The sequence below is a fragment of the Terriglobus sp. ADX1 genome (assembly GCF_036877645.1).
Taxonomy (GTDB): Bacteria; Acidobacteriota; Terriglobia; order Terriglobales; family Acidobacteriaceae; genus Terriglobus.
The window spans coordinates 176,154-201,051 of record NZ_JAEDXV010000004.1; the positions used below are offsets into that span (position 1 = coordinate 176,154).

A 24,898-nucleotide genomic window follows, 5' to 3' on the forward strand; every position below is an offset into this window, starting at 1 on the left:
AAGGCATACGGAAAACCTTCAGGACACTCATGCCAGCCGCAAAATCTGCAACTTCCAAGACCTCTGCAAAGCCCGGCAAGACCGCTACTGCCGGAAAGCCCTCACGCACCATCGCAGGCACCGTGGCACCTCCGCAGGACGAGCTACGGCAGGAGATTCTGCGGCAGTACGAAGAAGCCGTGCGCGCCATGCAGCAGGGCAACTATGCCGCAGCACATCCGTCGCTGGAAAAGCTGCTGGCAATTGCTCCGTCAGAATTCATTGATCGCATTCGTATGTACCTTGCCGCTTGCGTTGCCCAGGCAAATCGCAAGACGACGAGCTTCTCTTCCGCCGAAGAGAAGTATGACTACGCGATCTCTCTGCTGAACGATGGACAGTTTGAAGACGCGCGCGACCATCTGAACGAGATTCTGGATGGCAACTCCGAAGCTGACTATGCATTCTACGGCCTGGCGGTGCTTGCCTCCGTCACCGGCGACTCGCACAACTGCCTGGAGAAGCTGACAGAGGCGATCCGCCTGAATAGCCAGAACCGCATCCTGGCCCGCTCCGACTCTGACTTTCAGGACATGGCAGACGATCCCCGCTTCACCGAACTGCTGTACCCGGAAGCGTAGGAAACCAAACGAATCATCGAACCGCAGGCTGGCATCTTGTCGGCCTGCGGTTTTTCGTGCGATTCGGCAACGGCTAACATGGAATCCATGAAGCCTATCCTTGCCGTGGCACGCCACTTCACACCTGAAGTGGATGCACGCATTAACCATGATTTTGAGCCTCGCTGGAACCCCAACGAACAGCCGTGGACGCAGGACGAACTGCTGCAGGCCGCCGATGGCGCCGATGCCATCCTCGTCTCGCCCGTGAACAAGCTGGATGCGCGCTTCTTCTCGCTGCTTTCAAAGTCCGTAAAAGTGATCGCCACGTTTTCCGTGGGATACGACCATGTGGATCTGGCCGCGGCGCGCGAGAGAGGCATTCCCGTCTCGCACACGCCGGGCGTACTGACGGACGCGACCGCGGATGTGGCCATGCTGCTACTGCTGGGTGCCTCGCGCCGCGCCTACGAGGCTCAGCAGCGGCTTCGCAGCGGCCTGTGGGTGTCTTCCAAGGGCGATCTGCTGGGAAGGTCGCCTCAGGGCAAGATATTAGGCATCTACGGCATGGGGCGCATCGGTCAGGCGCTGGCGCATCGTGCGCGTGCTTTTGGCATGCACGTGCACTACAGCAATCGTCGTCGGCTATCGCCAGAAGAGGAACAAGGTGCCGTCTTCCATGAAAATGCGGCTTCGCTGCTGCGTGTGAGCCAATTCCTTTCCATCAATGCACCTGCGTCAGACGAGACGCGACACTTCCTTCGCAAAGAAAACATCGACCTGCTTCCTGCTGGCGCAATCGTCATCAACACAGCACGCGGCGCACTGGTAAAGGACGACGACCTGATTGCCGCGCTGAAGTCTGGACGAATTGCCGCAGCTGGCCTAGATGTTTTCGAAGGCGAACCGAATCTGAACCCTGGCTATCTCGATCTACCCAACACGTTTCTGTTGCCACACATTGGCAGCGCTACGGTGGAGACACGTACGGCCATGGGCATGCTGGCATTGGACAACATTGAGGCTGTGCTGAACGGAACGCCCGCGCCCACGCTGCTGCGGAATTGAAACGTAATCTACGCAACTTCGTGCAAAAGGAACGGGTACACTCCAAGGATGTCAGCTTCGGCAAAGCAACTGCGCGTAGTAGCCATTGGTGGGGGTACAGGCCTCTCCACGCTCCTGCGCGGCCTGAAGCGTTATGTGGATCCCGCGGATGCAGGCGGCAACGAAGCCGACGCGTGTCTCAACCTGCCCTGTCGGATTCGCAAACTTTCGGCACTGGTCACCGTGACAGACGACGGTGGTTCCTCTGGACGCCTGCGCGAAGACCTGCAAATTTTGCCGCCGGGCGATGTGCGCAACTGTGTCGCAGCCCTCAGCGAAGATGAGCGACTACTGACCAAGCTGTTTCAATACCGCTTTCCTGAAAACGGGACAACGCATGCGCTCTCCGGTCATTCGTTTGGCAATCTTTTTCTTGCCGCACTGACGGCCATTCACGGAGGCGATTTCGCCAAGGCTGTGCAGGCCTCGTCGCACATTCTGGCAGCGCGCGGCAACATCTATCCGGCTACGAACTCTCCCGTAACGCTCTCCGCCATCATGGATGACGGTTCCGTCGTTCACGGCGAAACGAACATCACCGCGTCGCAACAGCGCATTGTCGAACTGCGCATGCACCCCTCCGATGCGCCTCCCATGCAGGAAGCGCTGGAAGCCATTGGTGAAGCCGACCTGATCACCATCGGACCGGGATCACTCTTCACTTCCCTCATCACCAACCTTCTGGTGAAGGGCATTCCGGAAGCGATTGCGGCGTCAAAGGCAAAGCGCGTGTACATCGGCAACCTGATGACGCAGGCAAACGAATCGATAGGCCTGACTGCGTCGGAACACATGGAACAGATTCAGTCACACACCGGAGGGCAGCGGTTATTCGACTTCGCATTGCTGAATACCGCGCCAATCTCGCCAGCGCTGTTGCAACACTATGCCAGCAGCGGACAACAGCCGATTGAAAATGACCTTGATCGTATTCGCGACATAGGTGTAACGCCTGTCACAGGCAGCTTCGTTTATGAAGGCATCGTGCTGCGCCACGACTACGACCGCGTGGCCGATGCACTGATGGATCTGGCGGAACGCGAGCCGTCGCGATGAACCACACGCCGCTTCTTGAAGGCTACGGCGTTCGCCTGGAACCGCTATCCACCGAACATATTTCTGCACTAACGCAGATTGCGCTGGATGAATCCATCTGGCGCTACATGAGTGTGCGTCCGACTACGCCCGATGACGTGAAGAAACACGTGGAAGATTCTCTTCTTCAGGCTGAACAGGGGCTGGTGGAAGCATGGGTGACCTTTGTTGGCAATGAAGCAGTGGGCGCAACCCGCTTTCTTGATATCCAAAGAGCGCATCGTGGTGCCGAGATTGGCTTTACGTGGCTGGCAAAACCGTGGCGTTCCAGCGGTGTGAATCCTCGCGTAAAGCTGCTGCAGATGACCTACGGTTTTGAAACGCTTGCTCTGCGCCGCATCGCATTGAAAACACACCACGAAAATCTGCACTCGCAGAACGCCATGCTAAAGCTGGGCGCGCAGTACGAGGGCACCTTCCGCAATCACATGATCATGCCTGACGGATCGACGCGACACACCAAGTGGTACAGCATCACCGCAGAAGACTGGCCTGGCGTGAAAGCGCAACTCTTGGAGCGCATTGCAGGCGAACCGATACATCGTCAGGCCTAGCCTCCGGCGTATCGCTACAATGGAAGGATGGTCGAAACCACTCCCTTTGCGGAGAATGCCGCAGCCGCCACCGCCTCCAACGAACGCAACATCCGCCGCACCACACTGCCGAACGGCATGCTGGTGCTGACCGAACGCATGCCTCATGTGCGCTCCGTCAGTCTGGGCGTCTGGATCGGTACCGGTTCGCGTGATGAACAGGCGGAAGAAAACGGCCTGTCGCACTTTGTAGAACACATGGTGTTCAAGGGCACCACGACGCGCTCCGCACGCGATATTGCCCGCGAGACAGACGCCATCGGTGGCAACCTGGATGCGTTCACGGGTAAGGAAACCGTCTGCTTCAACATCAAAGTACTGGATTCGAATGTCCCCACCGCGATGAACATTCTCGCGGACCTAGTCCTGAATCCGACGTTCACACCGGACGACATCGCGCGCGAACAGTCTGTGGTGCTTGAAGAAATCAAGATGGACGAGGACAATCCCGACTACCTCATCCACGAGATTCATACGGCTAACTTCTGGAAGAACGATCCGCTGGCACGCTCCATCCTGGGCACGGCAAAGACCGTCTCCAGCTTTGATGAAGCAGCAGTGCGCCGTTTTCATTCCGAACGTTTCGTTCCTTCCAACATGGTCTTCTCTGCTGCGGGACATCTCGAACACGAGGAGATGATCGCGGAAGTCACACGCTACTTTGGTGCCTTGGCCGCAACATCTGACACACGGACGCGCTTTCCCGAACCTGCCCCGACGCCGCACATCACACTGCGCAACAAGAAGTCGCTGGAGCAGGTACAGATCTGCCTCGGCGTCCCCGCTCCGCGCGTGGATCATCCCGATCGTTACGCGCTGTACCTTCTCAGCAGCATCCTTGGCGGCGGCATGAGTTCGCGGCTGTTCCAGTCTGTACGTGAAGAAGCTGGATTGGCATATTCAATTTACTCAGAGCTGTCGCCCTTCCGCGATACCGGCGCGCTGAGTATCTATGCGGGAACTTCGATTGAGAAGACGCAGGAGATGCTGCGTCTCATCCTGGAAGAGTTCCGCCGTATTAAGGCGGAGTCCGTCAGCGAAGATGAACTCGAACGCGCGAAGAATCAGAGCAAAGGCAACATCGTGCTCGGACTGGAAAGCTCTTCATCGCGCATGAGCAATCTTGCTCGTCAGCAGATGTACTATGGCCGCTTCAACACAGTGGATGACATCATCGCCGATGTGGATCGCGTCACCGCCGCAGACGTGCAGAGGCTTGCCGTGGAACTGTTGCAGCCGGGAAAAATTTCATTGACGCTGCTAGGGAATCTTGGCGATTTGAAAGTTACTCGCGCTGATTTGTCGTGCTAACCTTCTCGCACATTCTTCCCACGGGTAAGCAAAATGGCTGAGATGGAGAGCGCATCGCTCGTTCGCATTGGCGCGCTGGAATTGAACTTCCTGGTAGACGAGCCACAGGGACGCGACATGGTGGTGTTTGAGTTTCTCGTGCCACCCAACGCAGGTGTCCCCGAACCTCACTTCCATCGTGAGGTGGATGAATTCATCTACGGACTCGAAGGGGTACTCACTTCTACTGTAGATGGCGGTCTGCAGGAAGTGCGTTCCGGCGACTCTCTCTTCATTGAGCGAGGAAAGGTGCATCACCACACCAACCTCGGCGACACTCCTGCAAAGGTTCTGGTCACGTTGCAACCAGCTTCAATTGGCAAGCGCTACTTTGAAGAGATTGGCGAGATTGTGAACGGGCCGGGCAAGCCCGACGCGGAAAAGGTAAAAGCCCTCATGGAACGTTACGGGCTTATTCCTGCCTAAGCATTACGGTACCCAGATGCGATAGAGCAGCAGGCACACTGCGGTTGCAATCGCGGCCAGCAAAAGCCCGCTGGTGCGCCGTTTGTAGATGAAGAAGATCAGCACAAGCCCTGTAAGCGAAACCAGCGTCAGCAGGATTGCCGAGCCGTCAATCACCCACGACCACACCTTGCCGCTGTCGCGTCCTTTGTGGAGGTCGTTGATGACAGCAACGAAACCTGCCTTTGTCTCCACCACCTGATACTTTCCTGTGGCTCTATCCACTGTCGTATCTGCGCTGTAACCAGGCCCACGAAAACTGAAGGTGATCTGGTCGTCATCCACGCGCAGATCTTCCGTGTTCACCGCACCATGCACGTGGTCCGTGTTGCGGATGTGCTCCACAATGGCCAGCGTGTCCGGGTGATCCTTCGGTCCCATCTCCTTCGCAGAAAGCGAACCGTTAAGGTTCTTAACGACCTCTCCATGCGAGAAATATTCCGCATGGTTCAGTGTGAGTCCAGTCACCGCAAAGAAAAGCACCACGGCGAACGACGCCATGGAGAGATAGATATGCAGCCAGCGGGAAATAATCGCAGTCTGCTTACGCAGACGCACCCGGAGAGGCTGTTTCGCCTTTCCGGGTGTGCTGTGATGGCTCTCGGGCTTAGTGGAACTACTGCTTGCGGTAGTCAAGCTGCACCGCTCCCAGTTCTTCGCTTGCCGGCAACGTCTTCGCTGTAGGCGTGCCGTTGAAATTGATCTCCTGGCGCAGCAGCGAGTGTCCGCCGTGCTCACGCGCAGCTTCAATCACCACGGTATATGTGCCAGCCTTCACCAGCTTGCCATTGTTGTCCTTGCCGTCCCACTTCAGCGTGTACGAACCGGGAACGCGTGTCGCACTGGAAACTGTTCCAGAGATATCCGTGCCCTCGCTCAGGTTGCGCAACTGGTCATCGCGATACCACTGCTTCAACTCGTTCAGCCAACGTGGATTCTTGAACCACAGTGCAATGGTGCGAACCGGATATTTATCCTTGTCCTCAATCCACACGGCGACATACGGACGACGGTAGCGCGGGTTGTCCATGCGCGGCAGTTCCAGCTTGATCTGCAGTTCCATGGACTGATTCCAGTTGCTGCCAGCCTGCGGCGCAGCAGCACCCGCCTTCACGATGTACGCTGCACGTTCCAGCTTGGGCTCGGCGTAGTTCGTCCACCCGTTGCTCCGAATCTCCTCACCCGACGCAGTCACAATGAGGTACTGCGCATCCGGGTGACGCTGCATCAGCGCCTGCGATTCGCGCGGCGACAGAATCGACAACGCAGTGGCCAATGCACCTGCTGTAGTTGCATCCTGAGCGATAACACTGGAGGACAGCACCTGCGCTGCAGGCGTAGCCGTACGCGGGTCGATGATGTGCGACATGCGCTCACCTGCCACATCGAAGCCACGGCGATAGCTGCCGCTGGTGGCAATCGCACGATCACGCAACACGACCGTGTCGATCGCTGCATCGTTCTCAGCATGCGTCTGCGGATTGGCAACATCCACACGTTGCGTAAGTGCACCGCGCGTGACGATGTCGCCTCCCACATTCAGCATGACGCCCGTTGCGCCCGCGTGCAGAGCGGCCTCCGCAGCCTTCTCCGTGATCCAGCTCTTGGTGAAGCTAGCCAGTACAAGCGGTGCACTACCCAGACGCGTCGCTGTGCCATGCACACGATCCAGCGACCAGTGCGGCTGCTTCATCGCCTGCACCGCAGCGGCAAGCTGTTCCGTGGATGGCGCTACGCCCTTTGCTGCCGCGCTACGCCATACCTTTGCCGCGGTCTCACTGGAAGCGTTCAGAACGCCACCTGTCTCACCCTGCCATGCATCGAAGTGCGCCAGCACTTCCATCAGTTCCGGCGATACCTTCACCGCCACGCCACGAGTCTTCTGCCAACGCGAAAATTCGCTGTCAGCATTCCACGCGCTGAGCTTCGCTGACAGACGATCAAACTCAGCAAGAGCCGCCTTCTCCGCTACTCGCGCATCGCGCTGCGAGGGCGCACTGATGGCCGCATCCAACGATGTTCCCAGCACATTCTCATGTGAGAAACCCCACGTGCCCGCAGCATCCTTTGCCGGAGTCACCGTGAGTTCCGCAGCATTTGCGGCCACAAAACCGGGCAGCAGACCTAACGCAACCGCAGCCAGAGAGGTAACACTACCCCTCGCAATCGAAACAGTCTTCTTCATAAAACACATCTCCCGGAATGAAATCCGTATAAGGGGAAAACCTTGCTGCTGATTGATATCGACGTTGCGACGCCGGAATTTGTTGCGACCTACTGACGAGGTTGGCCTTCACCCTGAGGACGCTGACCGCCTCCGGGACCACCGGGGCCACGTCCCTGCGGCATCTTCTCCATGTAGGCAGTCGCCTCATCCATGTCGACCTTGCCGTCGTGGTTCGTATCAATCACTTCAAACTGCGCCTGCATGCGATCCGGCATCTCTTCCTTGGTCAGAGCGCCGTCCTTGTTGGTGTCCCACTCGTCGAAGAGGTGCTCAGCGCGCTGACGCGGTGTTTGCTGACGCATGCGAAGTTCCGCTGCTGACAACGTGCCATCGCCATCCTTGTCCAGCGTCTTCAACGCAGCAGAAGCATTCGCAATTTCCGTTGCGGAGAGGATGCCGTCCTTGTCGACATCCAGCGCAATCATGACAGGATCCACGCTGCTGAAGTTGCCACGCCCAACGGGGCGTCCCTGCGGATCAGCCTGCTTGCCTGACATGGCGACAATCTCTTCCCTGGTCAGCTTGCCATCGTGGTTTGTGTCGCCGCGTTCGAAGAGGGGCTTCATGCGCTCAGGTACCTCGTCTGCCGTCAGAACACCGTCGCCATTCTTGTCCAGCAGCATCAGGCGCTGCTCCAGATCGCTGACGGCAGTCTTGTCTTCCAGACGCTGGCTGTATTCCGCAGAAGTGATCTGCCCGTCGCCATTCTTGTCCAGCTTCAGCAACGACTGCGATGCTGCCGCAATTTCCGCAGCGGAAAGCTGGCCGTCGCCGTCAGTGTCCAGCGCCTCCAGAACAATGCGCTTCGGCGGTCCACCGGGGCCCTGTGCAACAGCAGCCGTTGAAAGAAGAATGGGCAGGGCGAACAACAAGTGCGAGGGCTTCATCGGGAAACGATCCTGAAGAGAATGCGGACTGAATACGTCCTTATTCTTTGTAGGACATATTTAGTCCTAGATCAAGAACAAAATTCCTCTGCCTCAAGATGCATGATGCGATAAACGCCTGTTTTGAGAGGAAGATGGCTACGCCGGAGGCAGACCGTCCACTACCGTCACCCCTGCCGGCGCCGTGAAACGGAAATCTGCATCGGAAGCAGCTACATTCTCCTTCATGTCGCGGAAGGCAAACTCCGTTATCGTTCCGTCGATTTCTTCGATGCGCAGGCCCGTAATGACACCCGTCGCAGCGACGACGGTCACGGCGATACGTTGCACGCGCTGATCACCGGGCGACATCGCGTAATGCGGCGTTCCACTCAGCGTGACTTCCCCGCTGCCTGCTGGCACTACCGTCAGGTTGTCCAGTTCCTTTTCCAGCTTCGTATGGCCGAGCAGAAAGCGAAGCGGCGAACGCATGTCGTCAAGCTGCTTTGCTGGTACACGCTGCGCTTGGGGATCGCCCGGTGTGTAGCTGATGGCGTATTTGCCATCCAGCACGAAGAGTTTGCCGTTGCTGTACTGCCAGCGCATGCGGCCCGGCTTCTTCAGCAACAGCGTGCCTGTCTCCGTGCGCTGCTGGCCCATGCCGCTGTAGTGTTCGGTGTACGTCGCATGCAGCGTGGTCAGGTGGTTGTAGTGGTCGTCGACCTTCGATGCAATGGCATGAACGTCCTGCGCATGCGTGGAGACCGTCAACACAGCAACCGCGGCGAATCCTGTAAGAAACTTCATCGTTTTGCTAAGACGCACAAACTCTCCCTGTAGTCATCCCATACACAGACGAAAGGCGCAGCCGAAGCTGCGCCTTTCCAACATGAAACCCGTTTACTGAATGGGCTGCGTGCAGGCGGTACCGCCCTTGGGGTCGTACTTGATCTGCTGCGAGTCATCCGAGCAGAAGCCACGATCGCCGGTGTTGCCCACCTTCTGCGGAACAGCGGTAATTTCGTAGGACGTGTACTGATCCTGGTTGTTAATCGTCACCTTATTGCAGTTGACGATGGCGAAGGTATAACCCGCCTTGTTGCCACCTGCGAGATCTGTAGGCAGCAGACCAGCAGCAGCCGGCGTCGGTGAAGCTCCCTTGTCACCGCCCAAAGCTGCCAGCGAGCAGGCATAGCCGTTCGCCGGATAGGTTTGCTGATACTGCAACTGCGCCGCCACAATAGCGCGGATGGACTGGATGGCCGAAGTCTCGTTGCCCTGCCGCTTGATGCGCGTGATGTTGGGGATCGCGAAGGTGGCAATGATGATAATGATCGACATCACGATCAGCAATTCGATGAGTGTGAAGCCCTCATCCTGGCGCGATGCACGGTAGCGGTTCGGGAAAGTCATGCGGATCCTTAGGAGTTCGTCAGCCCTGCTTTGAGAGACGGAGCGGGAAGCGAATCGACAACACAAACTGTAGCAAAAAGCGGCCCGGTTTGTTGTGTATAGGCCAACGTCAAGGGTTATTCCGCAGGCAATGTGTACGTAAAGTCGTAACTATGGCCGGATTTATCCATGGTGATCTGCAGGGAGCCTTCGATGCCTTTTAGCTCGCCCGTACCGGTATTCGGCAGCACGCTGATGTCCATGACACCGGTCTTGGGGTCAGTCGAATCCATGGTCGCCTTGTGCGAGAAAACGAACGTACCGGACTTGCCGTTAACCTTCACCGTCATGGTTTCCAGAGCGACATAAGCCATCGTGGTTCCCACGGCGGTGGTGGTCATTTCGCCTTTGCTCGTGCCCTCAATACCACCGCTCCATACTTTGTCGATGGTCATGCGGCCAAGCCCGGCAGCTTTGCCAATTTCGCTGGCTTCTGTCGGCTTTACGCTTACTTGAAATGTTCCTGCTGCATGCATCTGCGCGGTCCTTTCAGAGCCTGGTTTCGTTGCTCCGCTTACGGCTTTCGCGCTCTGCGAAAAAGCGCAATTCGGGAGCGCCAGCATAAGGAACAGCACCGTACGAAACAGGAAGATGCGATTCATCCGCACAGCTTAGCAAATCATTGCCACTGTCTTGAAGATTTGATTGCGCCGGAGAAAGCAGTAGCAAAACCACTTCCACCCAAAGCCACGCAACGCACACCAGCATCAGGATGCCGAAGACACTCCAAAGCGAAGACAGCAGCGTCTCAGGACGGGCTGCATTGAGGTTCTCGTAATTCGTTTTGAGAAAAAGAAGCACAGAGAGAACAGTGGCCGCACAAGCCAAAATCAATCGCTTCAGGTTTACTTGCGCCATCTTCTTCGTTGGATGCAAAGCGCCGAAGAAAGTCGTGCCTCGATGCTCCGAAACTGATATCACAGGCCGTTTTTTAGTCGAAACGTCTTCACCACTTCTGCGGGATCCTTGTGTTCGCCTTCCACTGCGTGGTTCATGGTCTGCATCTGCGCTTCCGTGATCTTTCCCGTCAGCATCTGCAACGCCTTCAGTGCCGCAGGATGCGCACGCAGCATGTCCTCGCGCACCAACGGAACAGCCTGATACGGCGGAAAGTAATGACGATCGTCCGCAAGCACTCGAAATCCCAGCGCAGTGATCGCGCCGTCTGTGGAGTTGCCGCTGACGATATCCACCTGACGATTCTGCAATGCTCGATACAACAGCCCAAGATCCATCACGCGCGGCGAATCTGCAAAGTGGAGACCATAGGCAGCTTCCAGTCCACTAAGACCGTCAGGCCGTTCCTCAAACTCATATCCCACGCCAAGTTTCAGCGCTGCAGACGCCGCTGCAAGTTCACTCAGCCGTGTGAGATGAAGTCGCTCCGCATCTTCCCCGCGCATCACCATGGCGAACGTATTTTCAAAGCCCAGAGATGGCATCACACGCACGCCGTATCGTTCGCGATAAATGCGAGCAACCGTATCGAAAACTCGCTGCGGATCATGATCCAGCGGCTGTTTCAGGATGGAGGTAAGCGCTGTTCCGGTGTACTCCACATAAGCATCAATGCGTCCGGAGACAAGCGCCTGATGCGCGATGTAACTCCCCGCAAGATAGAAGCGCCGATCGACCGATTCGCCCTGTGCTTCCATCTCCTGAGCCAGTAGTTCGCCCAGCAGAACCTGCTCCGTGAAGTTCTTCGCACCAATGACAATGCGTGAACCATGCGGCGGATTACACGCAGTCAACAGAAACAGAATCAGCGGCAGCACGCATGCTGCCTTGAGATTCACGCCTGCCTCCGCACTTCCACACGATGTTCTATCCATCCGAGAAACGCATCTGCAAAAAGAGCAAGAAGCGCAGAGGGAACGGCTCCGAGCAGAACAAAACGATTATCGACGGATGCTACGCCGCGGAAGATAAATTCACCCAAACCACCTGCACCAATCGCCGCCGCAATCGTTGCAACACCGACGCATGTGACAGTCGCTGTGCGCAATCCGGCTAATAAAACACTTGCAGAAAGCGGCAATTCCACCTTGGTCAACCGCTGCCAACCCGTCATGCCGAGCGCGTGGCTCACATCAATCAAAGCCGGGTCAATGCCCTGTATCCCCACGTAGGTATTGCGAAGGATCGGCAACAACGCGTAGCCGGTAAGCGCAAGAATAGCCAACCTCGCCGCGTTTTCTCCAAGCCATGGCACCGGCAGCAGTAAGCCGAAGAGTGCGAGGCTGGGCACGGTCTGCACCACGTTCGCAAATCCGATTACAGGCTTCGCCCAACGTTCATGCCGCGTAAGCCAGATGCCTGCAGGAATCGCGATAAGCGACGCGAACAACATGGCGGACACAGTGAGCCACAGGTGCTCAAAAGTCAGTTGCAGAAGCTCATGTAGATGCACGCGAAGGAAAGTCATAACACCTCCGCAAAGCGTTGCACTGCCGCGACGTATTCCTTCACAGCAGGAATCTGCGAATGCAGAACATCATGCGAAGGCAGGTCTGCAACGATACTTCCCTTGTCCACCAGCAGGATTCGATCTGCAAGAAAGACCGCTTCCTGAAGATCGTGCGTCACGATGACCGCAGTCCTCTGCAGCTTCTTCAGCAGATCGCGCAGCATGGTTTGCATCTCGGCACGCGTCAGCGGATCAAGAGCACCAAAGGGTTCGTCCAGCAGCAGAATGGCAGGGTCAACAGCCAATGCTCGCGCTACTCCTGCACGCTGGCGTTGACCACCGGAAAGCTGCCACGGCATACGCTCCGCAAACTTCGCGGGATCAAGCCCGGTCACCGCAAGCAGTTCGCGGGCACGCGATTGCCGCTCCTGCAAAGGCTTTCCCGCAAGCTCCAGAGGCATCGCGACGTTGCGCTCGATGGTCAGGTGAGGATAGAGGCCAATCTCCTGGATCACGTAGCCAATGCGTCGTCGCAACGCCAGCACATCGCCCTGTCCGACGACCTCGCCATCGACCAACACAGTTCCAGACGTGGGTAATACAAGCCCATTGATGGTCCGCAGCAACGTCGTTTTCCCGCTGCCGGAGCGGCCCAGCAGAGCCGTAGTGCTTCCAGCCTCCAGCCGCAGAGAAATGCCATTCAAAATAGCAACGCCCTCGCCGGAATTTCGCCGGGAGGGCGCTGCGTTAACCACGACGTCGCGGAACTCAATGGCCGCGCCGTTCATTTGTTCTTACTCAGCCTGCTGCTCGTCCGGCTCAACACCTTCCGGTCCGTCCAGCTCCGGCACATCCACATCCGCGGGCACAGGAGCATTGAAGGCATCATCGCTGACCGCAGCCACCGGAGCGGCAGTGCCCTGCCCCTTCACGCGGACCACCGTGATCTTGGTAAAGCCTTCCTTGAACGATGGCGGACGCAGGCGCTCTGCCATCTTCTGCATCACGTCATCAGCCACGCGGCGCTCGCGCTTGCTGTTGCGATCCACGCAGACTGCCAGCGGCACGTCAAAGTACACGGCCTGCACCTCGTAACCGAACGAGCGAGCCATCTTGATCCACTGGCGGCGTTCGTGCGCGCTAAGGTTGGTGGCGTCCACGTAATTCCACGGCATCTTGGCAATCAGGCGAGCACGCAGCAATGACCGCAGCGTGCTGAACACCAGACCGCTGTAACGCTGGTCGGTAATGTCGTCGAAGAGGATGTTTCGCAGCATATCGCTGCTAAGGGGAGTCACACCACGGCGCTTGAACCATGTGGTCTTTCCGCTTCCGGGAAGACCAATGGTCAGAACGACATAGCCACGCGGAGCCGACTTGTCACCTGCGGGAACTGAGGGAGGTTCCACCGGCGCTGCCAACGACTCAGGCTGCGTTTCCACTTCAATCTTGCCGGGAGCAACTGACTCAGCCTCGACCGCTTCCGGTTCGGCTTCCGCAGCTATTTCCGTCGTTTTTGCGGCCGACTCGGGGTAACTCGGCTGCAGTGCTGCAGGCTGATCCTGTGGGATCTCCTGCCCAATCTTTCCAGTGGCCTCGCTGTTGTTGGGGCCACGCTTACCACGTCTTTTCATCTTGTTGCGGATCCAGTCCCGCATAGCCGGTTTGTAACACACCACGCGGCTCCAGCCAAACCCTACGAGGAATCTGGGACGGCTCCCTAAGGTTTCACACAGCCGAATTGCGCCACCCCACGGGGCACCCGCTACACTGGTTGCGACGGACGAAACGGCGTTCGCCGCAACCCTGAGAGGAAGCTAAAGACACGTCATGGCAGTAAAGGTAGGCATTAACGGATTTGGCCGCATCGGCCGCAACGTCTTCCGCACCGCAATCGATAACCCTGAAATCGAATTTGTGGCCGTCAACGATCTGACCAGCCCTGCAACGCTGGCGCACCTGTTGAAGTACGACTCCATCCTCGGCAACCTGAAGCACGAGATTGAAGCCGGCGATGACTACATCAGCGTGAACGGCAAGAAGATCAAGGTCTTCGCCGAGCGCGATCCCGCCAAGCTGCCCTGGGCAGAGGTTGGCGCCCAGATCGTGGTGGAATCCACTGGCCACTTCACCGACGCCACCAAGGCGAAGGCCCATCTGGGCGAAACCGTGAAGAAGGTCATCATCTCCGCCCCGGCAACGAATGAAGATGTAACGCTGGTGCTAGGTGTAAACAGCGACAAGTACGACGCATCGAAGCACCACGTCATTTCGAACGCAAGCTGCACTACCAACGGCCTTGCGCCCGTGGTGAAGGTGCTGCACGAGAAGTTCGGCATCACCAGCGGCATCATGACCACGATCCACAGCTACACCAACGATCAGGTCATCCTGGACTTCCCGCACAAGGACCTGCGCCGCGCACGCGCTGCAGCCATCAACATGATCCCGTCGACCACTGGCGCTGCCAAGGCCCTGAAGCTCGTCATCCCCGAAATGGACGGCAAGCTGGACGGCTTCTCCATGCGCGTACCCACTCCGAACGTCTCCGTGATCGATCTCACCTTCAACACGGAAAAGCCGATGACCATCGCCAGCATCAATGAAGCGATCAAGTCGGCCAGCGAAGGCGCTCTGAAGGGCATCCTGGGCTACACGGACGAGGAACTGGTCAGCAGCGACTTCAAGGGCGACAGCCGCTCGTCCATCTTCGATTCGAAGTTGACCAAGGTCATCGGCGAAAAGACGGGCAAGGTCATCTCCTGGTACGACAACGAATGGGGCTACAGCTCGCGAGTGAAGGACCTGATCCTGTTCCTGGTAAGCAAGGGTCTGTAATTCCCTTCCGATTTAAAAGCAAAACGGGTGCGGCTCAGGCTGCACCCGTTTTGCTTTTAAATGAATGCGGATTAACCCACCTTTTCATCCGCGCTGGGGCCATATGTAGCTGGCACCTTATCGCCCAGCAGCCGCAGGTACACCGTCAACTGCCCACGGTGATGCGCCATGTGGGTAAAGTTCTCCGCTACCTGCTGCAGCCGCGTGGCGCTGCTCACAGCATTGCCCGCGATTTTCAGCGTCCATGGTTGCCCCCACTGCTCCTCCTTCACCGAGGAAAGAGCTGAGTTTGCCTTTCCTAAGGCGATGTCTGCGTAAGCAAGCAACGCTTCATTGGAATCCTGTGCCACTGGGCGAAAGTCCTGTCCCGCATGAGGATCGGTCAACTCAAGCTCGTCCGTGGTAAGTACCAGTGCAATCCACGCGGGCATCTGCGCTACAAGAGCGGCAAGGTAACCAAGCTCCATCGACTTTTCATGCGGCTTCCAGGTGTTTTTGCCTTCCGGCACCTGTGCCAACATCTTCTTGTTTAACGCATGTTCCCGCTCCAGTTGGTCCACAAAAAACGGCACCGCATCCATCGCCATTACCTCACGTGAAAACGATACGCCGGGTGTGCAGGTTCGCGAAAAGCACGGCCCCGCTGGCTGGCTGACTTGCTGACTCGCTGACTCGCTGTTTTCATAGAGCTATGGACCTTTCCACTGCTCTGACCGCCGACCGCGCCAAACTTCTCAGCCTGATTGCAAAGCTCAGCTTTCGTCTGGGCGACTTCACCCTGGCCTCCGGCGCCAAGAGCGATTACTACATCGACTGCCGCACCACCACGCTGGATGCCGAGGGCGGTCGCCTTAGCGGACTCGTCTTTGCTGAACTGATTCGCCAACATGCACCGCAGGCAGTTGCTGTGGGCGGTCTGACGATGGGTGCCGATCCGCTGGTGAGCAACACAGCGTCTGCAACAGCTTGGTATGCGCTGGAACACGCAGATGCGAAGCCGGTCCATGGCTTCCTCGTCCGCAAGGCCCTCAAGCAGCACGGCACCGGCCGGCAGATTGAGGGCTATGTTCGCGAAGGAGTGTCGGTAGTTGTTGTGGATGACGTCTGCACTACCGGCGGCAGCACCATCACCGCTATTGAAGCCGTAAAGGCCGCAGGCATGACCGTCGCAGCCGTGCTCTGCCTGGTGGATCGCGAACAGGGTGGCCGTGCCAACATCGAAGCCGCAATCGGCAACACGCCGTTCCTCAGCGTCTTCACGGCAAGCGATGTGCGCGCAGAAAAACTGAAGCAGAACTAAGCTGTGTCGCCCGCTTCGCTTACCGTGACACCTTCTTTGGTGAACATCACCTTGCACTCACCGCACTTGGGGCAGGCTCTGCCTTTGCGATGGAGCACTTGTGATGTAAGAAATACCTTGCCGCAGTGGAAACATGTCACTGCGGCAGTATTGCCATACCAGTCCTCGCCCTGGGCGAGGCTCTCTTTGTTCAAAAAACGCATACATCCATCGTATGCCGTGTGCGAGCTTCAACAGAACGCTGCCAAATCCTTAGCCAGTTGCCGCCATCCCGCTGCGATGCCTTCTGCTTCTTGAGCTGGATCAGGGCCGCTGGACAAGCAGACGCGACGATAGGCCTTGCCAAGCTGCAACAGCGTCCACGCCTCGTATGCTCCGACCCAGGCGCACGCAGCGCTGAGGCGTTGGAAGTCCAGGTAGCGTGGTGCTTCCTTCAATCGCGCAGGGTCTTGCCAGTCTTGAGTAAATCGCACCAGCCGAGGCTCAAAGGCAAAACGATTCAGGAAGACACCTTCTTCCTGATCTCCAAAGTAGAGACCGGAACCCCACAGGCGAACGATGCTGCCATCCTCTAAGCCAAGCGTGTACTGCGTGGAGCGTTTGCCTTCCGGGTCGGCTTGTCGAGCGAAGCCATACGCCCGCAACAGATTGCCTTCAGAGCGCCGAATATCGCAGCCCCAAAGCCAACACTGCTGATGCAATAGAGCCGTGCCGCGACGGAGAATCTGCGGCAGTTGCCGACGCATCCTGCGCCCATCGCGGCCAGTTTTGTTGGAGAAAAAAGACGCGGACAACACTCAGGCAGCACGCTGTCCGCGTTCGGGAAACATCATGGCAAATGGGCAGTCGTACCTGGCCCACACCCTGGGTCCCGCAGCAAATTCTTCATCGGTAAGCAATGCATCATTCAGGAGAAGTTCCAGCGCTTCGCGATCCATTCCCTGCCCGATAAAAACAATCTCCTGGCGACGATCGCCATAGGGCTGCTGCCAAACGCTCTGGTAGTAGTCGAGGGTTTCTGGATCGTCGATATCGACGGTCTCCATCGCAGCCATCCAACGCGCCTGCGGCTCCATCGCCATATTCCTTCCCGCAATGGAGAACAGGATCAGATCATCCTGCGCACTAGAGAGCCACAGAAACCCCTTGGCGCGCAGCACGTTCGGCAAATGATCATTCGTCAACTCCTCCAACCGCCGCGGATGAAACGGACGACGCGCTCGATACACGAAGCTAGAGATGCCATACTCTTCCGTCTCCGGCGTATGAACGTTGTTCAGTTCCTGTATCCATCCAGCAGAGTTCTCCGCCTCTTCCATATCGAACAGGCCAGTGTTGAGGATGGTTTTCAACGGCACCGCACCCCGCTCCGCATACACAATGCGCGCCTTTGGATTCAGGTGATGCAACACGCCTTCCACACGTGCGAGGTCTTCGATGGAGACAAGGTCTGTCTTGTTTAGCACCAGCACATTCGCAAACTCCACCTGATCAATCAACAGATCAGACAGTGTGCGCTCGTCTTCTTCTCCGAGAGACTCGCCACGATCACGCAGATCATCTGCCGTATCCAGATCCTTCAGAAAACTGGAGGCATCTACAACCGTCACCATCGTGTCCAGCTTTGCGGTGTTGGATAAAGAACGCCCTGTTTCGTCCATGAAGGTGAACGTTGCAGCCACTGGCAACGGCTCCGAAATACCTGTGGATTCGATCAGCAGATAGTCGAAGCGGCCCTCATGTGCAAGGCGCGACACTTCCTGCAACAGGTCTTCCCGCAGCGTGCAGCAGATGCAGCCATTCGTCATCTCCACCAGCTTTTCTTCCGTGCGGCTCAGCCCCGCTCCCTGCGCCACCAGTTGCGAATCGATATTGATCTCACTCATATCGTTCACAATCACCGCCACACGCAGGCCCTCGCGATTGGCCAGCACATGATTCAGCAGCGTGGTCTTCCCCGCGCCAAGAAATCCTGACAACACGGTCACAGGCAGTTGCATTTCCATATCCCTCACCTTCAGTTATTGCGAACTGATTCCCATTTATAAAGGAGAGACTATCGCTATTGCAAATACGTTTGCATTTACAAGTTAAATTTTTTTGGAATCTATAGAAATCGCATGTTTACTGGCAGTCGGGACACACGCCGAACAGCGTGAACTCATGCCCGGTGATGCGGAATCCGCGTGGCAGGCGAGGTTTCACCTGCATGGCACAGCCTGCAACCTCATACACCTTGCCGCAGGTATTGCAATGAAAATGGTGATGATGTTCCTTGCCTGCGCGCTCATACCGCGTGGGAATCCCCGGAATCTCCACTGCTTGCAGCCAGTCTTCTTCCAGCAACGCGCTCAGGTTGCGATAGACCGTTGCCAGGCTCAGCCCCTTCACGTCGCCGCGAGCGCTTTGCAATATCTCCTCCGGCGAAAGAGGGCGATCGGTCTTGTCAAAGGCGCTGCGGATTGCCTGCTTCTGGCGTGTATTGCGTTGGGTCGTCATCGGGCTCTCAGCGAAGTCTATCGCTGTAACGGCATCATCGCCCATCTTCGCCGTTTCATCGCCTACAATTAGGACATGGCTACGCGAACTCAATCGCCGGAAATGTTGGTGCGGACAGCGACGAATCTTCGCAGTGAGATCAGCGCGCGCAACGTTGCTCATGCCCACGAGACAACTTACGGCACCATCCCTTCGGTCCTGTTTTGTGAAGATGAGAGCGGCCAACACGGCAACTTCCATCCTGCGAGCTACAAACGCATCCTGGCCAATCCTGAATGGGCGGAGCGACTGGCGAAGACGTATACCGCGTCCAGACGCATCGCACATAGCAACGAGCGAAGTCGTGGCGAATTGGACTGCGCTGTAAGTTCCGATGCGTTGTTGATGAACATCTTCTGCCATCCGCAAACGCTGCGATCAAAACGTCTGCAAACTCTGCTGAACATCGAATCCGGAGCAACGCCTGCATTTGGCTTCCGCGTACGCACACCACTGCGCGACGGGCATGACGACCGGACAGAGATGGATATGCAGCTCGACGATCTGCTAGTGGAAGCAAAGCTGAGCGAGTCCGATTTTCAGACAGCGCGGCCTGACCTGCTGGAACGTTATGAAGCGTTTGAAGAAGCCTTTGAAATCGATCGCCTCCCTCGCTCGCGCACCTTGTTTCGTAGCTATCAGCTTCTTCGTGGTGTACTGGCGGCGCACCACAGCGATTCCCGTTTCGCCGTGCTCATGGACGAGCGCCGGCCCGACCTGCAGCGACAATATTTCGCTGTACTCGCCGCTATCCGCTACAGCCACCTGCGCAGCCGCATCCTGATGCTCACATGGCAGGAGGTTGCCGCAACACTTCCCGGCTCCCTACAGGTGTTTCTGGAAGCAAAATACGGCATTATGGCCACACCGAAAACCCGTTGAAGAGTGATGTCGGTCACACCCTCACGTTTACAAAAGCGTAAACTTAAAGGTGATGATTCCTACTCTCGAATGGACCGACCAGGGCGTTCGCTTCCTCGATCAGACGAAGCTTCCGCTTGAAGAAACATACGTACTTGCCACCAGCTACCAGGATGTTGCCACTGTCATCCGCGACATGATTGTTCGCGGCGCTCCCGCCATCGGCGTTTCCGCCGCTATGGGCATGGCATTGGGCATCCAGAACTCGCCCGCCACCACCGTTGCCGCACTGAGCAAGGATGTGGACGAGATGGCCAAGGTACTCGCTGCCACTCGCCCCACCGCAGTGAATCTCTTCTGGGCAATCGAACGCATCCGCGTGCTCTATTACCAGCTTGTCGACAAGCAACCCGCGAATCTGTCGGAAGCCGAAAAGATCGAGCGCATCCGCGAAGAAGTTCGTGCTGAAGCGTTGCGCATGTACGACGAGGACATTGAAGCCTGCAAGACCATGGGCCGCTTCGGCGCAGAACTGTTGCCGAAGGAAGGCACCGTGCTGACGCACTGCAACGCCGGCGCGCTGGCCACATGCGGCTACGGTACGGCACTGGGCGTCATCCGCGCTGCAGTAGAAGCGGGACACAAGATCAACGTGCTGGCGGACGAGACTCGCCCCTACCTGCAGGGCGCTCGCCTGACGGCGTGGGAGTTGCTGCACGATGGCATCCAGACCTCCGTCCTGTGCGACAACATGAGCGGCGCGCTGATGCGCAAAGGCCGCATTCAGGCCGTGATCGTTGGCTCAGACCGCATTGCGGCGAACGGCGACGTGGCCAACAAGATCGGCACCTACTCCGTCAGCGTTCTGGCAAAGGAACATGGCATTCCGTTCTACGTGGCTGCCCCCTGGTCCACCGTGGACATGGCAACAAAGCACGGCGATGACATTCCCATTGAAGAACGCAGCGCCTACGAAGTAACGCACTCCAACGGCAAGCAGATGACGCCGGACGGATGCGGCATTGAGAACCCTGCCTTCGACGTAACCCCGGCAAAGTACGTGACCGCCATCATCACGGAGCGAGGCGTTCTGTATCCGCCGTACGACGAGAGCATGCGCGCCATGGAGGCCGCAGTTAAAGCAGAAGCAAATGGCGTACCTGCATAATCACCACCGAATTGCATTTGTAGATTGGCGCCAGCGTTCTCTGTTGCGCGCCAATCTGCTGGTGCTGTTGAGCCTTCTGGTTTCGTTCTGGCTGTCAAACTTCCCGTACAACAGGCCCAACCCGTGGCTTGTGATTCCGCTATTACTTTCCCTGATTGGCACAGCGGACACGCTACGCTGCATGCGCACACGCTGGAACTGGTATCACGGCGGCGTGGTGCTCTGCGCGTACATGGACCTGATGTGTGTCTGCGTGATCCTGTTCTTCCTGGTCTATCCGTTCTGGCTATAGCACTGCGCAATTTTCCATCACACCAAAGCTTCCCTCTGCCATAAATCCGCCGCTGCATGTATGCTGTCCCCAAAGTAAGGGGGGCAATAGTCCACATGCTGAAGGGCTTTCGCGATTTCATCCTGCGCGGCAACGTTGTTGATCTGGCGGTCGCGGTCATCATCGGTGCAGCATTTGCGGCCATCACCGCATCGGTAACGGCAGACATCATCACCCCGTTCATCGCTGCGATTGTTGGTGCGCCGGACTTCTCCAACCTGGTCGTTCACGTTCCGACGCTGCGGCACGTCGTACCGCCGAGCCCTTTACCTGCGGGTTACATTCCGCCGGGCGAACTTCACGTTGGCAAATTCCTCAATGCCATCATCAACTTTCTCATCAACGCCGCGGCCATCTACTTCCTGATCGTGATGCCCATGAAGTACGTGATGGAGAGGTTTAATAAGCCTGCTGAAGCTGCACCCACCACCAAGACCTGCCCGCAGTGCATCTCTGAGATCCCTCTGGAAGCCACGCGCTGCAAGTTCTGCACGCAGCCGGTGTAAGACCACCGAACTCAGTCTGAAAGCGAAACAGAGGGGCCGCAGATGCGGCCCTCCTGCCTTGAGCGCCTGACCGCGCTATGATCGTATGCATGAAGCGCGTAATTGCTCTTGTTGCCGTTGCCGTCCTTACCGTAGCCGCCTGTGCTCAGTGGTCGAATCCTTCGAAGGACATTCCGGCCTACAACGCCTCCGCGCCCACCAAGGCTCTGCCGCCAATCCTGCATGACGCGCAACTGACGGGCGTGTACTTCTCGCACCCGTACCAGGTGACGGCATACAAGATGGCTGCAAAGGTTTCGCCGGTGCTGCACCAGATGCCCTGCTACTGCCGTTGCGACCTGGGCATGGGCCACAACAGCCTGCATTCCTGCTTTGAGGGCCTGCACGGAGCCGAATGCTCCACCTGCATGAAGGAAGCCGCCTTCACCTACCAGCAGACCAAGCTGCACAAGACACCCGCACAGATTCGCGCCGCCATTGAAAAGGGCGACTGGATGAATCTGGATCTGGAACATATCAGCCTGTAATTCCCGTTGAAACGCAAAAGCGAAAGGCCGCGATCTCGCATCGCGGCCTTTCCTTGTTTTGCTGAGCAGTGAACTACTCCTGCGGCCAAAGCCACGCAGCACCACGCACACCGCTGGCATCACCGTGCACAGCTTTCCGCAAAGGTGTTTCAAATCCCTTGCCAAAGGTGTATTGCGCAATAAGCGGCGGCACATTCACGTACAGCCGATCCAACTGAGACAAGCCACCGCCGAAGACAATGGCATCCGGGTCCAGAAGGTTGCAGACATTCGAGAGGCCACGTGCAAGACGGTCTTCCAGACGCTGCAATGCCGCTTCAGCCTCAGGATCGCCGCTTTCGCTCAGCTTCACGATTTCCGGTCCACGCAATGCCTTGCCCGTTACGGCAAGAAAGTCGCGCTCAAGCCCTGATCCGGCAACCCATGTCTCCATGCATCCGCGTTGACCGCAGTAGCATTCAGGACCGGGCCATTCGCCTTCACGCTGCATGGGCAACGAGTTGTGTCCCCACTCGCCACCAATGCCGTTCGGACCGTTGTGTACCCTGCCAGCGATAGCGACACCACCACCACATCCAGTGCCGAGGATCACGCCGAAGACAACGTTGTATCCAGCACCCGCTCCATCCACTGCTTCTGAAACAGCGAGGCAGTTGGCGTCGTTGGCGCAGCGAACTTCGCGGCCCCATGCCTTGGAAAGGTCCTTCTCCAGCGGACGACCATTCAGCCAGGTGGAGTTCGCATTTTTCACCAGGCCGGTGGACTTCACCACCGACCCAGGGATGCCAACGCCCAGCGTGCCCTGCTGGCCCAGACGTGTCTCCAGCGACCGCGCTACTTCAATGATGGTTGCAACGGTGCCGTCGTAATCTTCGCGAGGTGTGGGAACACGCAGGCGATCCAGTTCCTGTCCGTTGTTATCAAATGCGCGGCCTTCAATCTTCGTGCCGCCAAGGTCAACTCCAATACGCATGCTCATCGCCCGTTCCGCTTAGGTTAGCGGCTGCTCTCCTGCCTCTGCGGCAGCATGAAGACGAAGCTCCACCAGCTCGCAGATAGTGTGCAGCAGCAGCTTATGTGCTTCCTGAATGCGCGCCGTCACATTGTGGCGCACAATCAGTTCTACATCTGCAATGCCTGCGCATGCTCCACCATCGCGTCCAAGAAAGGCAACCGTGGCAACACCATACTGCCGCGCCGTATTCAATGCACGCAGCACATTCTCACTATTGCCGCTGGTAGTGTAGGCAAATAGAACGTCGCCGTTCAAGCCGAAGGCGCGCACCTGCCGCGAAAACACATCGTCGAAGCTGTAATCGTTGCCGCAGGCCGTCAGATCGCCACCGTTTGCAGTGAGGCTGATCGCGGGATACGGACGGCGCTCCTTGTGAAAGCGCACCACAAACTCCGTAGTGAGATGCGATGCATCCGCAGCCGATCCACCGTTGCCGCACGCCAGCAGCTTGTTGCCGCGCAGCAGCGCGTCGGCCAGCACTCGTGCTGCTTCTTCCACCTGGGGCTCAAGCTCCAGGATCGTGTCCAGCACAACGCGTGCGTCGGCTACGTTGCTTTGAAAGACGCTCAATTCCTTCATCCCTTCAACCTCTCTGCACGCGGCTGTAGATAGGTCTTCACATAGTCGTGAATGCCATCTTCCAGCGTCGTAAATGGTTTCGTATAGCCTGCAGCGCGCAGTTTGTCCGGCTTGGCTTCGGTGTAGTACTGGTACTTCTCGCGCAGGGTCTCCGGCATGTCGACGTATTCAATGTTCGGCTGCTTTCCGCTTGCCGCATACACCGCCGTAACCAGGTCATTCCACGTACGAGAAATGCCGGTGCCACAGTTGAAAACACCGCCAATCTGCGGGTTTTCCAGCAGCCACAACGTCACATCCACAGCGTCCTTCACATACACGAAGTCACGCATCTGTTCGCCGTCCTTGTACTCCGGACGATGGCTCTTGAACAGCTTTACCTTGCCGTCACCCTCGCCAATCTGACCGAAGCTCTTGTGCACAACGGAACGCATATCGTCCTTGTGGTCTTCATAAGGGCCGTACACGTTGAAGTACTTCACACCGGCAATGGGATGACCGTTGGCGAAGAAACCATTCTTCAAAGCCCACAGATCAAACATGTGCTTGGAGTAGCCGTACATGTTCAACGGCTCAAGCTTCGGCGTGACGGAATCATCGTCGTCATAGCCAAGCGAGCCATCGCCGTAGGTGGCAGCGGAGGAGGCATAGACGAAACGCGCGCCATGCTCTTGCGCCCACTGGCACAGCGTGCGCGTGTAACCGTAGTTGTTCGTCAGCAGGTAGTCCGCATCCTTTTCCGTGGTGGCGGAACATGCGCCCAGATGCACGATGCCGTCAATCTCCGGCAGCTCCTCCTGGCCCACGCCGTGGATGCGATCCAGGAACTCATCGACGGGGATCAGGTCTTCGTATCGCAGGCCGTTCAGGTTCTGCCACTTTTCACCTGTCCCCAGGTCATCCACCAGCAATAAATCGGTCTTGCCGCGCCGGTTTAGCTCTGCCACTGTGTTGCGTCCGATGAATCCGGCTGCGCCGGTAACTACGGTCATCTTTCCCATGAGGATGATTGTAGACGCGCTGGCACCATACACAGTGTCCGCGAAGTACACGTAATATCTGCTTTTATCGAAT

32 protein-coding genes are annotated in these 24,898 nt (G+C 57.4%); 13 read left to right on the forward strand and 19 right to left on the reverse strand.

Features of this window, described 5'->3' with window-relative positions; all coding sequences use genetic code 11:
- Nucleotides 1-29: 29 nt before the first annotated feature.
- From JAO32_RS04545 to JAO32_RS04570, 6 genes are all read left to right on the forward strand, one after another.
- On the forward strand, nucleotides 30-620 hold the full coding sequence (locus JAO32_RS04545) for a TPR end-of-group domain-containing protein (RefSeq protein WP_334237935.1): 591 nt from the start codon (nucleotides 30-32) through the stop codon (nucleotides 618-620).
- Between the two features lie 87 nt (nucleotides 621-707).
- Nucleotides 708-1,667 carry a 2-hydroxyacid dehydrogenase gene (locus JAO32_RS04550; RefSeq protein WP_334237936.1) on the forward strand — a complete coding sequence of 320 codons (960 nt, stop codon included), beginning with the start codon at nucleotides 708-710 and terminating at the stop codon, nucleotides 1,665-1,667.
- Nucleotides 1,668-1,715: 48 nt separating this feature from the next.
- On the forward strand, nucleotides 1,716-2,762 hold the full coding sequence (locus tag JAO32_RS04555) for a gluconeogenesis factor YvcK family protein (protein WP_334237938.1): 1,047 nt from the start codon (nucleotides 1,716-1,718) through the stop codon (nucleotides 2,760-2,762).
- On the forward strand, nucleotides 2,759-3,355 hold the full coding sequence (locus JAO32_RS04560) for a GNAT family N-acetyltransferase (protein WP_334237940.1): 597 nt from the start codon (nucleotides 2,759-2,761) through the stop codon (nucleotides 3,353-3,355). The genes JAO32_RS04555 and JAO32_RS04560 overlap by 4 nt, the downstream gene beginning before the upstream one ends.
- Before the next feature lie 27 nt (nucleotides 3,356-3,382).
- Nucleotides 3,383-4,705 (forward strand): M16 family metallopeptidase, encoded by a 1,323-nt coding sequence (locus tag JAO32_RS04565; RefSeq protein WP_334237942.1) that lies wholly within the window; start codon nucleotides 3,383-3,385, stop codon nucleotides 4,703-4,705.
- Nucleotides 4,706-4,738: 33 nt separating this feature from the next.
- Nucleotides 4,739-5,170: a cupin domain-containing protein gene (locus JAO32_RS04570; protein ID WP_334237945.1), complete on the forward strand. Its 432-nt coding sequence runs from the start codon at nucleotides 4,739-4,741 to the stop codon at nucleotides 5,168-5,170.
- Nucleotides 5,171-5,173: 3 nt separating this feature from the next.
- Here JAO32_RS04570 and JAO32_RS04575 read toward each other — a convergent pair whose 3' ends face one another.
- The 11 genes from JAO32_RS04575 to JAO32_RS04625 all read right to left on the reverse strand — a co-directional run bounded on the left by JAO32_RS04575 (nucleotide 5,174) and on the right by JAO32_RS04625 (nucleotide 13,795).
- On the reverse strand, nucleotides 5,174-5,845 hold the full coding sequence (locus JAO32_RS04575; RefSeq protein WP_334237946.1) for a PepSY-associated TM helix domain-containing protein: 672 nt from the start codon (nucleotides 5,843-5,845) through the stop codon (nucleotides 5,174-5,176).
- A complete protein-coding gene (locus JAO32_RS04580) occupies nucleotides 5,826-7,394 on the reverse strand; it encodes a DUF2271 domain-containing protein (protein WP_334237950.1) in 1,569 nt (522 codons plus the stop codon). Before JAO32_RS04580 ends, JAO32_RS04575 begins: the two co-directional genes overlap by 20 nt.
- Nucleotides 7,395-7,483: 89 nt before the next feature.
- Nucleotides 7,484-8,323, reverse strand: a complete 840-nt coding sequence (locus JAO32_RS04585; protein ID WP_334237952.1) for an EF-hand domain-containing protein — start codon at nucleotides 8,321-8,323, stop codon at nucleotides 7,484-7,486.
- 138 nt (nucleotides 8,324-8,461) lie between these two features.
- Nucleotides 8,462-9,109, reverse strand: a complete 648-nt coding sequence (locus JAO32_RS04590) for a LolA family protein (protein ID WP_334237955.1) — start codon at nucleotides 9,107-9,109, stop codon at nucleotides 8,462-8,464.
- A 93-nt stretch (nucleotides 9,110-9,202) separates the two neighbouring features.
- Nucleotides 9,203-9,715 (reverse strand): type IV pilin protein, encoded by a 513-nt coding sequence (locus JAO32_RS04595; RefSeq protein ID WP_334237957.1) that lies wholly within the window; start codon nucleotides 9,713-9,715, stop codon nucleotides 9,203-9,205.
- Nucleotides 9,716-9,831: 116 nt separating this feature from the next.
- Entirely contained in the window at nucleotides 9,832-10,230 is a 399-nt protein-coding gene (locus JAO32_RS04600; RefSeq protein WP_334237960.1) for a DUF3224 domain-containing protein, read from the reverse strand.
- 13 nt (nucleotides 10,231-10,243) lie between these two features.
- Entirely contained in the window at nucleotides 10,244-10,612 is a 369-nt protein-coding gene (locus tag JAO32_RS04605; RefSeq protein ID WP_334237961.1) for a hypothetical protein, read from the reverse strand.
- Between the two features lie 59 nt (nucleotides 10,613-10,671).
- Nucleotides 10,672-11,550, reverse strand: coding sequence for a glycine betaine ABC transporter substrate-binding protein (locus JAO32_RS04610; protein WP_334237962.1), 879 nt, complete (start codon nucleotides 11,548-11,550; stop codon nucleotides 10,672-10,674).
- Nucleotides 11,547-12,179, reverse strand: coding sequence for an ABC transporter permease (locus JAO32_RS04615; protein WP_334237965.1), 633 nt, complete (start codon nucleotides 12,177-12,179; stop codon nucleotides 11,547-11,549). The genes JAO32_RS04610 and JAO32_RS04615 overlap by 4 nt, the downstream gene beginning before the upstream one ends.
- Nucleotides 12,176-12,949, reverse strand: a complete 774-nt coding sequence (locus JAO32_RS04620) for an ATP-binding cassette domain-containing protein (RefSeq protein WP_334237967.1) — start codon at nucleotides 12,947-12,949, stop codon at nucleotides 12,176-12,178. The genes JAO32_RS04615 and JAO32_RS04620 overlap by 4 nt, the downstream gene beginning before the upstream one ends.
- A 6-nt stretch (nucleotides 12,950-12,955) precedes the next feature.
- The gene (locus JAO32_RS04625) at nucleotides 12,956-13,795 is read right to left on the reverse strand and encodes an ATP-binding protein (protein WP_334237969.1); all 840 of its coding nucleotides are present in this window, start codon (nucleotides 13,793-13,795) and stop codon (nucleotides 12,956-12,958) included.
- Between the two features lie 196 nt (nucleotides 13,796-13,991).
- Here JAO32_RS04625 and gap point away from each other — a divergent pair, with 196 nt between their 5' ends.
- Entirely contained in the window at nucleotides 13,992-14,999 is a 1,008-nt protein-coding gene (gene gap, locus JAO32_RS04630; RefSeq protein WP_334237971.1) for a type I glyceraldehyde-3-phosphate dehydrogenase, read from the forward strand.
- A 71-nt stretch (nucleotides 15,000-15,070) separates the two neighbouring features.
- On the opposite strand, the gene JAO32_RS04635 is transcribed toward gap, so the two are convergent.
- Entirely contained in the window at nucleotides 15,071-15,586 is a 516-nt protein-coding gene (locus tag JAO32_RS04635; RefSeq protein WP_334237973.1) for a DinB family protein, read from the reverse strand.
- A 104-nt stretch (nucleotides 15,587-15,690) separates the two neighbouring features.
- Between JAO32_RS04635 and pyrE the strand changes: the two genes are divergently transcribed.
- The gene (gene pyrE, locus JAO32_RS04640; protein WP_334237974.1) at nucleotides 15,691-16,299 is read left to right on the forward strand and encodes an orotate phosphoribosyltransferase; all 609 of its coding nucleotides are present in this window, start codon (nucleotides 15,691-15,693) and stop codon (nucleotides 16,297-16,299) included.
- Here the strand turns inward: pyrE and JAO32_RS04645 are convergent.
- The 4 genes from JAO32_RS04645 to JAO32_RS04660 all read right to left on the reverse strand — a co-directional run bounded on the left by JAO32_RS04645 (nucleotide 16,296) and on the right by JAO32_RS04660 (nucleotide 18,798).
- Entirely contained in the window at nucleotides 16,296-16,502 is a 207-nt protein-coding gene (locus JAO32_RS04645; RefSeq protein WP_334237976.1) for a hypothetical protein, read from the reverse strand. The genes pyrE and JAO32_RS04645 overlap by 4 nt on opposite strands.
- 27 nt (nucleotides 16,503-16,529) lie before the next feature.
- Nucleotides 16,530-17,045, reverse strand: coding sequence for a hypothetical protein (locus tag JAO32_RS04650; RefSeq protein ID WP_334237978.1), 516 nt, complete (start codon nucleotides 17,043-17,045; stop codon nucleotides 16,530-16,532).
- A gap of 51 nt (nucleotides 17,046-17,096) precedes the next feature.
- A complete protein-coding gene (locus JAO32_RS04655; protein WP_334237979.1) occupies nucleotides 17,097-18,305 on the reverse strand; it encodes a GTP-binding protein in 1,209 nt (402 codons plus the stop codon).
- Between the two features lie 118 nt (nucleotides 18,306-18,423).
- A complete protein-coding gene (locus JAO32_RS04660; protein ID WP_334237980.1) occupies nucleotides 18,424-18,798 on the reverse strand; it encodes a Fur family transcriptional regulator in 375 nt (124 codons plus the stop codon).
- A 75-nt stretch (nucleotides 18,799-18,873) separates the two neighbouring features.
- Between JAO32_RS04660 and JAO32_RS04665 the strand changes: the two genes are divergently transcribed.
- The 5 genes from JAO32_RS04665 (at nucleotide 18,874) to JAO32_RS04685 (ending at nucleotide 22,230) form a co-directional block, all read left to right on the forward strand.
- Entirely contained in the window at nucleotides 18,874-19,719 is an 846-nt protein-coding gene (locus JAO32_RS04665) for a PGN_0703 family putative restriction endonuclease (protein ID WP_334237982.1), read from the forward strand.
- A 52-nt stretch (nucleotides 19,720-19,771) separates the two neighbouring features.
- Nucleotides 19,772-20,866 (forward strand): S-methyl-5-thioribose-1-phosphate isomerase, encoded by a 1,095-nt coding sequence (gene mtnA / locus JAO32_RS04670; RefSeq protein WP_334237984.1) that lies wholly within the window; start codon nucleotides 19,772-19,774, stop codon nucleotides 20,864-20,866.
- Nucleotides 20,850-21,158 (forward strand): permease, encoded by a 309-nt coding sequence (locus JAO32_RS04675; RefSeq protein WP_334237985.1) that lies wholly within the window; start codon nucleotides 20,850-20,852, stop codon nucleotides 21,156-21,158. The genes mtnA and JAO32_RS04675 overlap by 17 nt, the downstream gene beginning before the upstream one ends.
- 95 nt (nucleotides 21,159-21,253) lie before the next feature.
- Nucleotides 21,254-21,703, forward strand: a complete 450-nt coding sequence (mscL, locus tag JAO32_RS04680; protein ID WP_334237986.1) for a large conductance mechanosensitive channel protein MscL — start codon at nucleotides 21,254-21,256, stop codon at nucleotides 21,701-21,703.
- Between the two features lie 89 nt (nucleotides 21,704-21,792).
- A complete protein-coding gene (locus JAO32_RS04685; protein WP_334237988.1) occupies nucleotides 21,793-22,230 on the forward strand; it encodes a CYCXC family (seleno)protein in 438 nt (145 codons plus the stop codon).
- A 73-nt stretch (nucleotides 22,231-22,303) separates the two neighbouring features.
- On the opposite strand, the gene JAO32_RS04690 is transcribed toward JAO32_RS04685, so the two are convergent.
- The 3 genes from JAO32_RS04690 to rfaD are packed head-to-tail and all read right to left on the reverse strand — an operon-like array spanning nucleotide 22,304 to nucleotide 24,876.
- A complete protein-coding gene (locus JAO32_RS04690) occupies nucleotides 22,304-23,209 on the reverse strand; it encodes an ROK family protein (protein ID WP_334237990.1) in 906 nt (301 codons plus the stop codon).
- Nucleotides 23,210-23,221: 12 nt separating this feature from the next.
- Nucleotides 23,222-23,824 (reverse strand): D-sedoheptulose-7-phosphate isomerase, encoded by a 603-nt coding sequence (locus tag JAO32_RS04695; RefSeq protein WP_334237994.1) that lies wholly within the window; start codon nucleotides 23,822-23,824, stop codon nucleotides 23,222-23,224.
- Nucleotides 23,821-24,876, reverse strand: a complete 1,056-nt coding sequence (gene rfaD, locus JAO32_RS04700; protein WP_334237996.1) for an ADP-glyceromanno-heptose 6-epimerase — start codon at nucleotides 24,874-24,876, stop codon at nucleotides 23,821-23,823. Before rfaD ends, JAO32_RS04695 begins: the two co-directional genes overlap by 4 nt.
- Nucleotides 24,877-24,898: the final 22 nt, after the last annotated feature.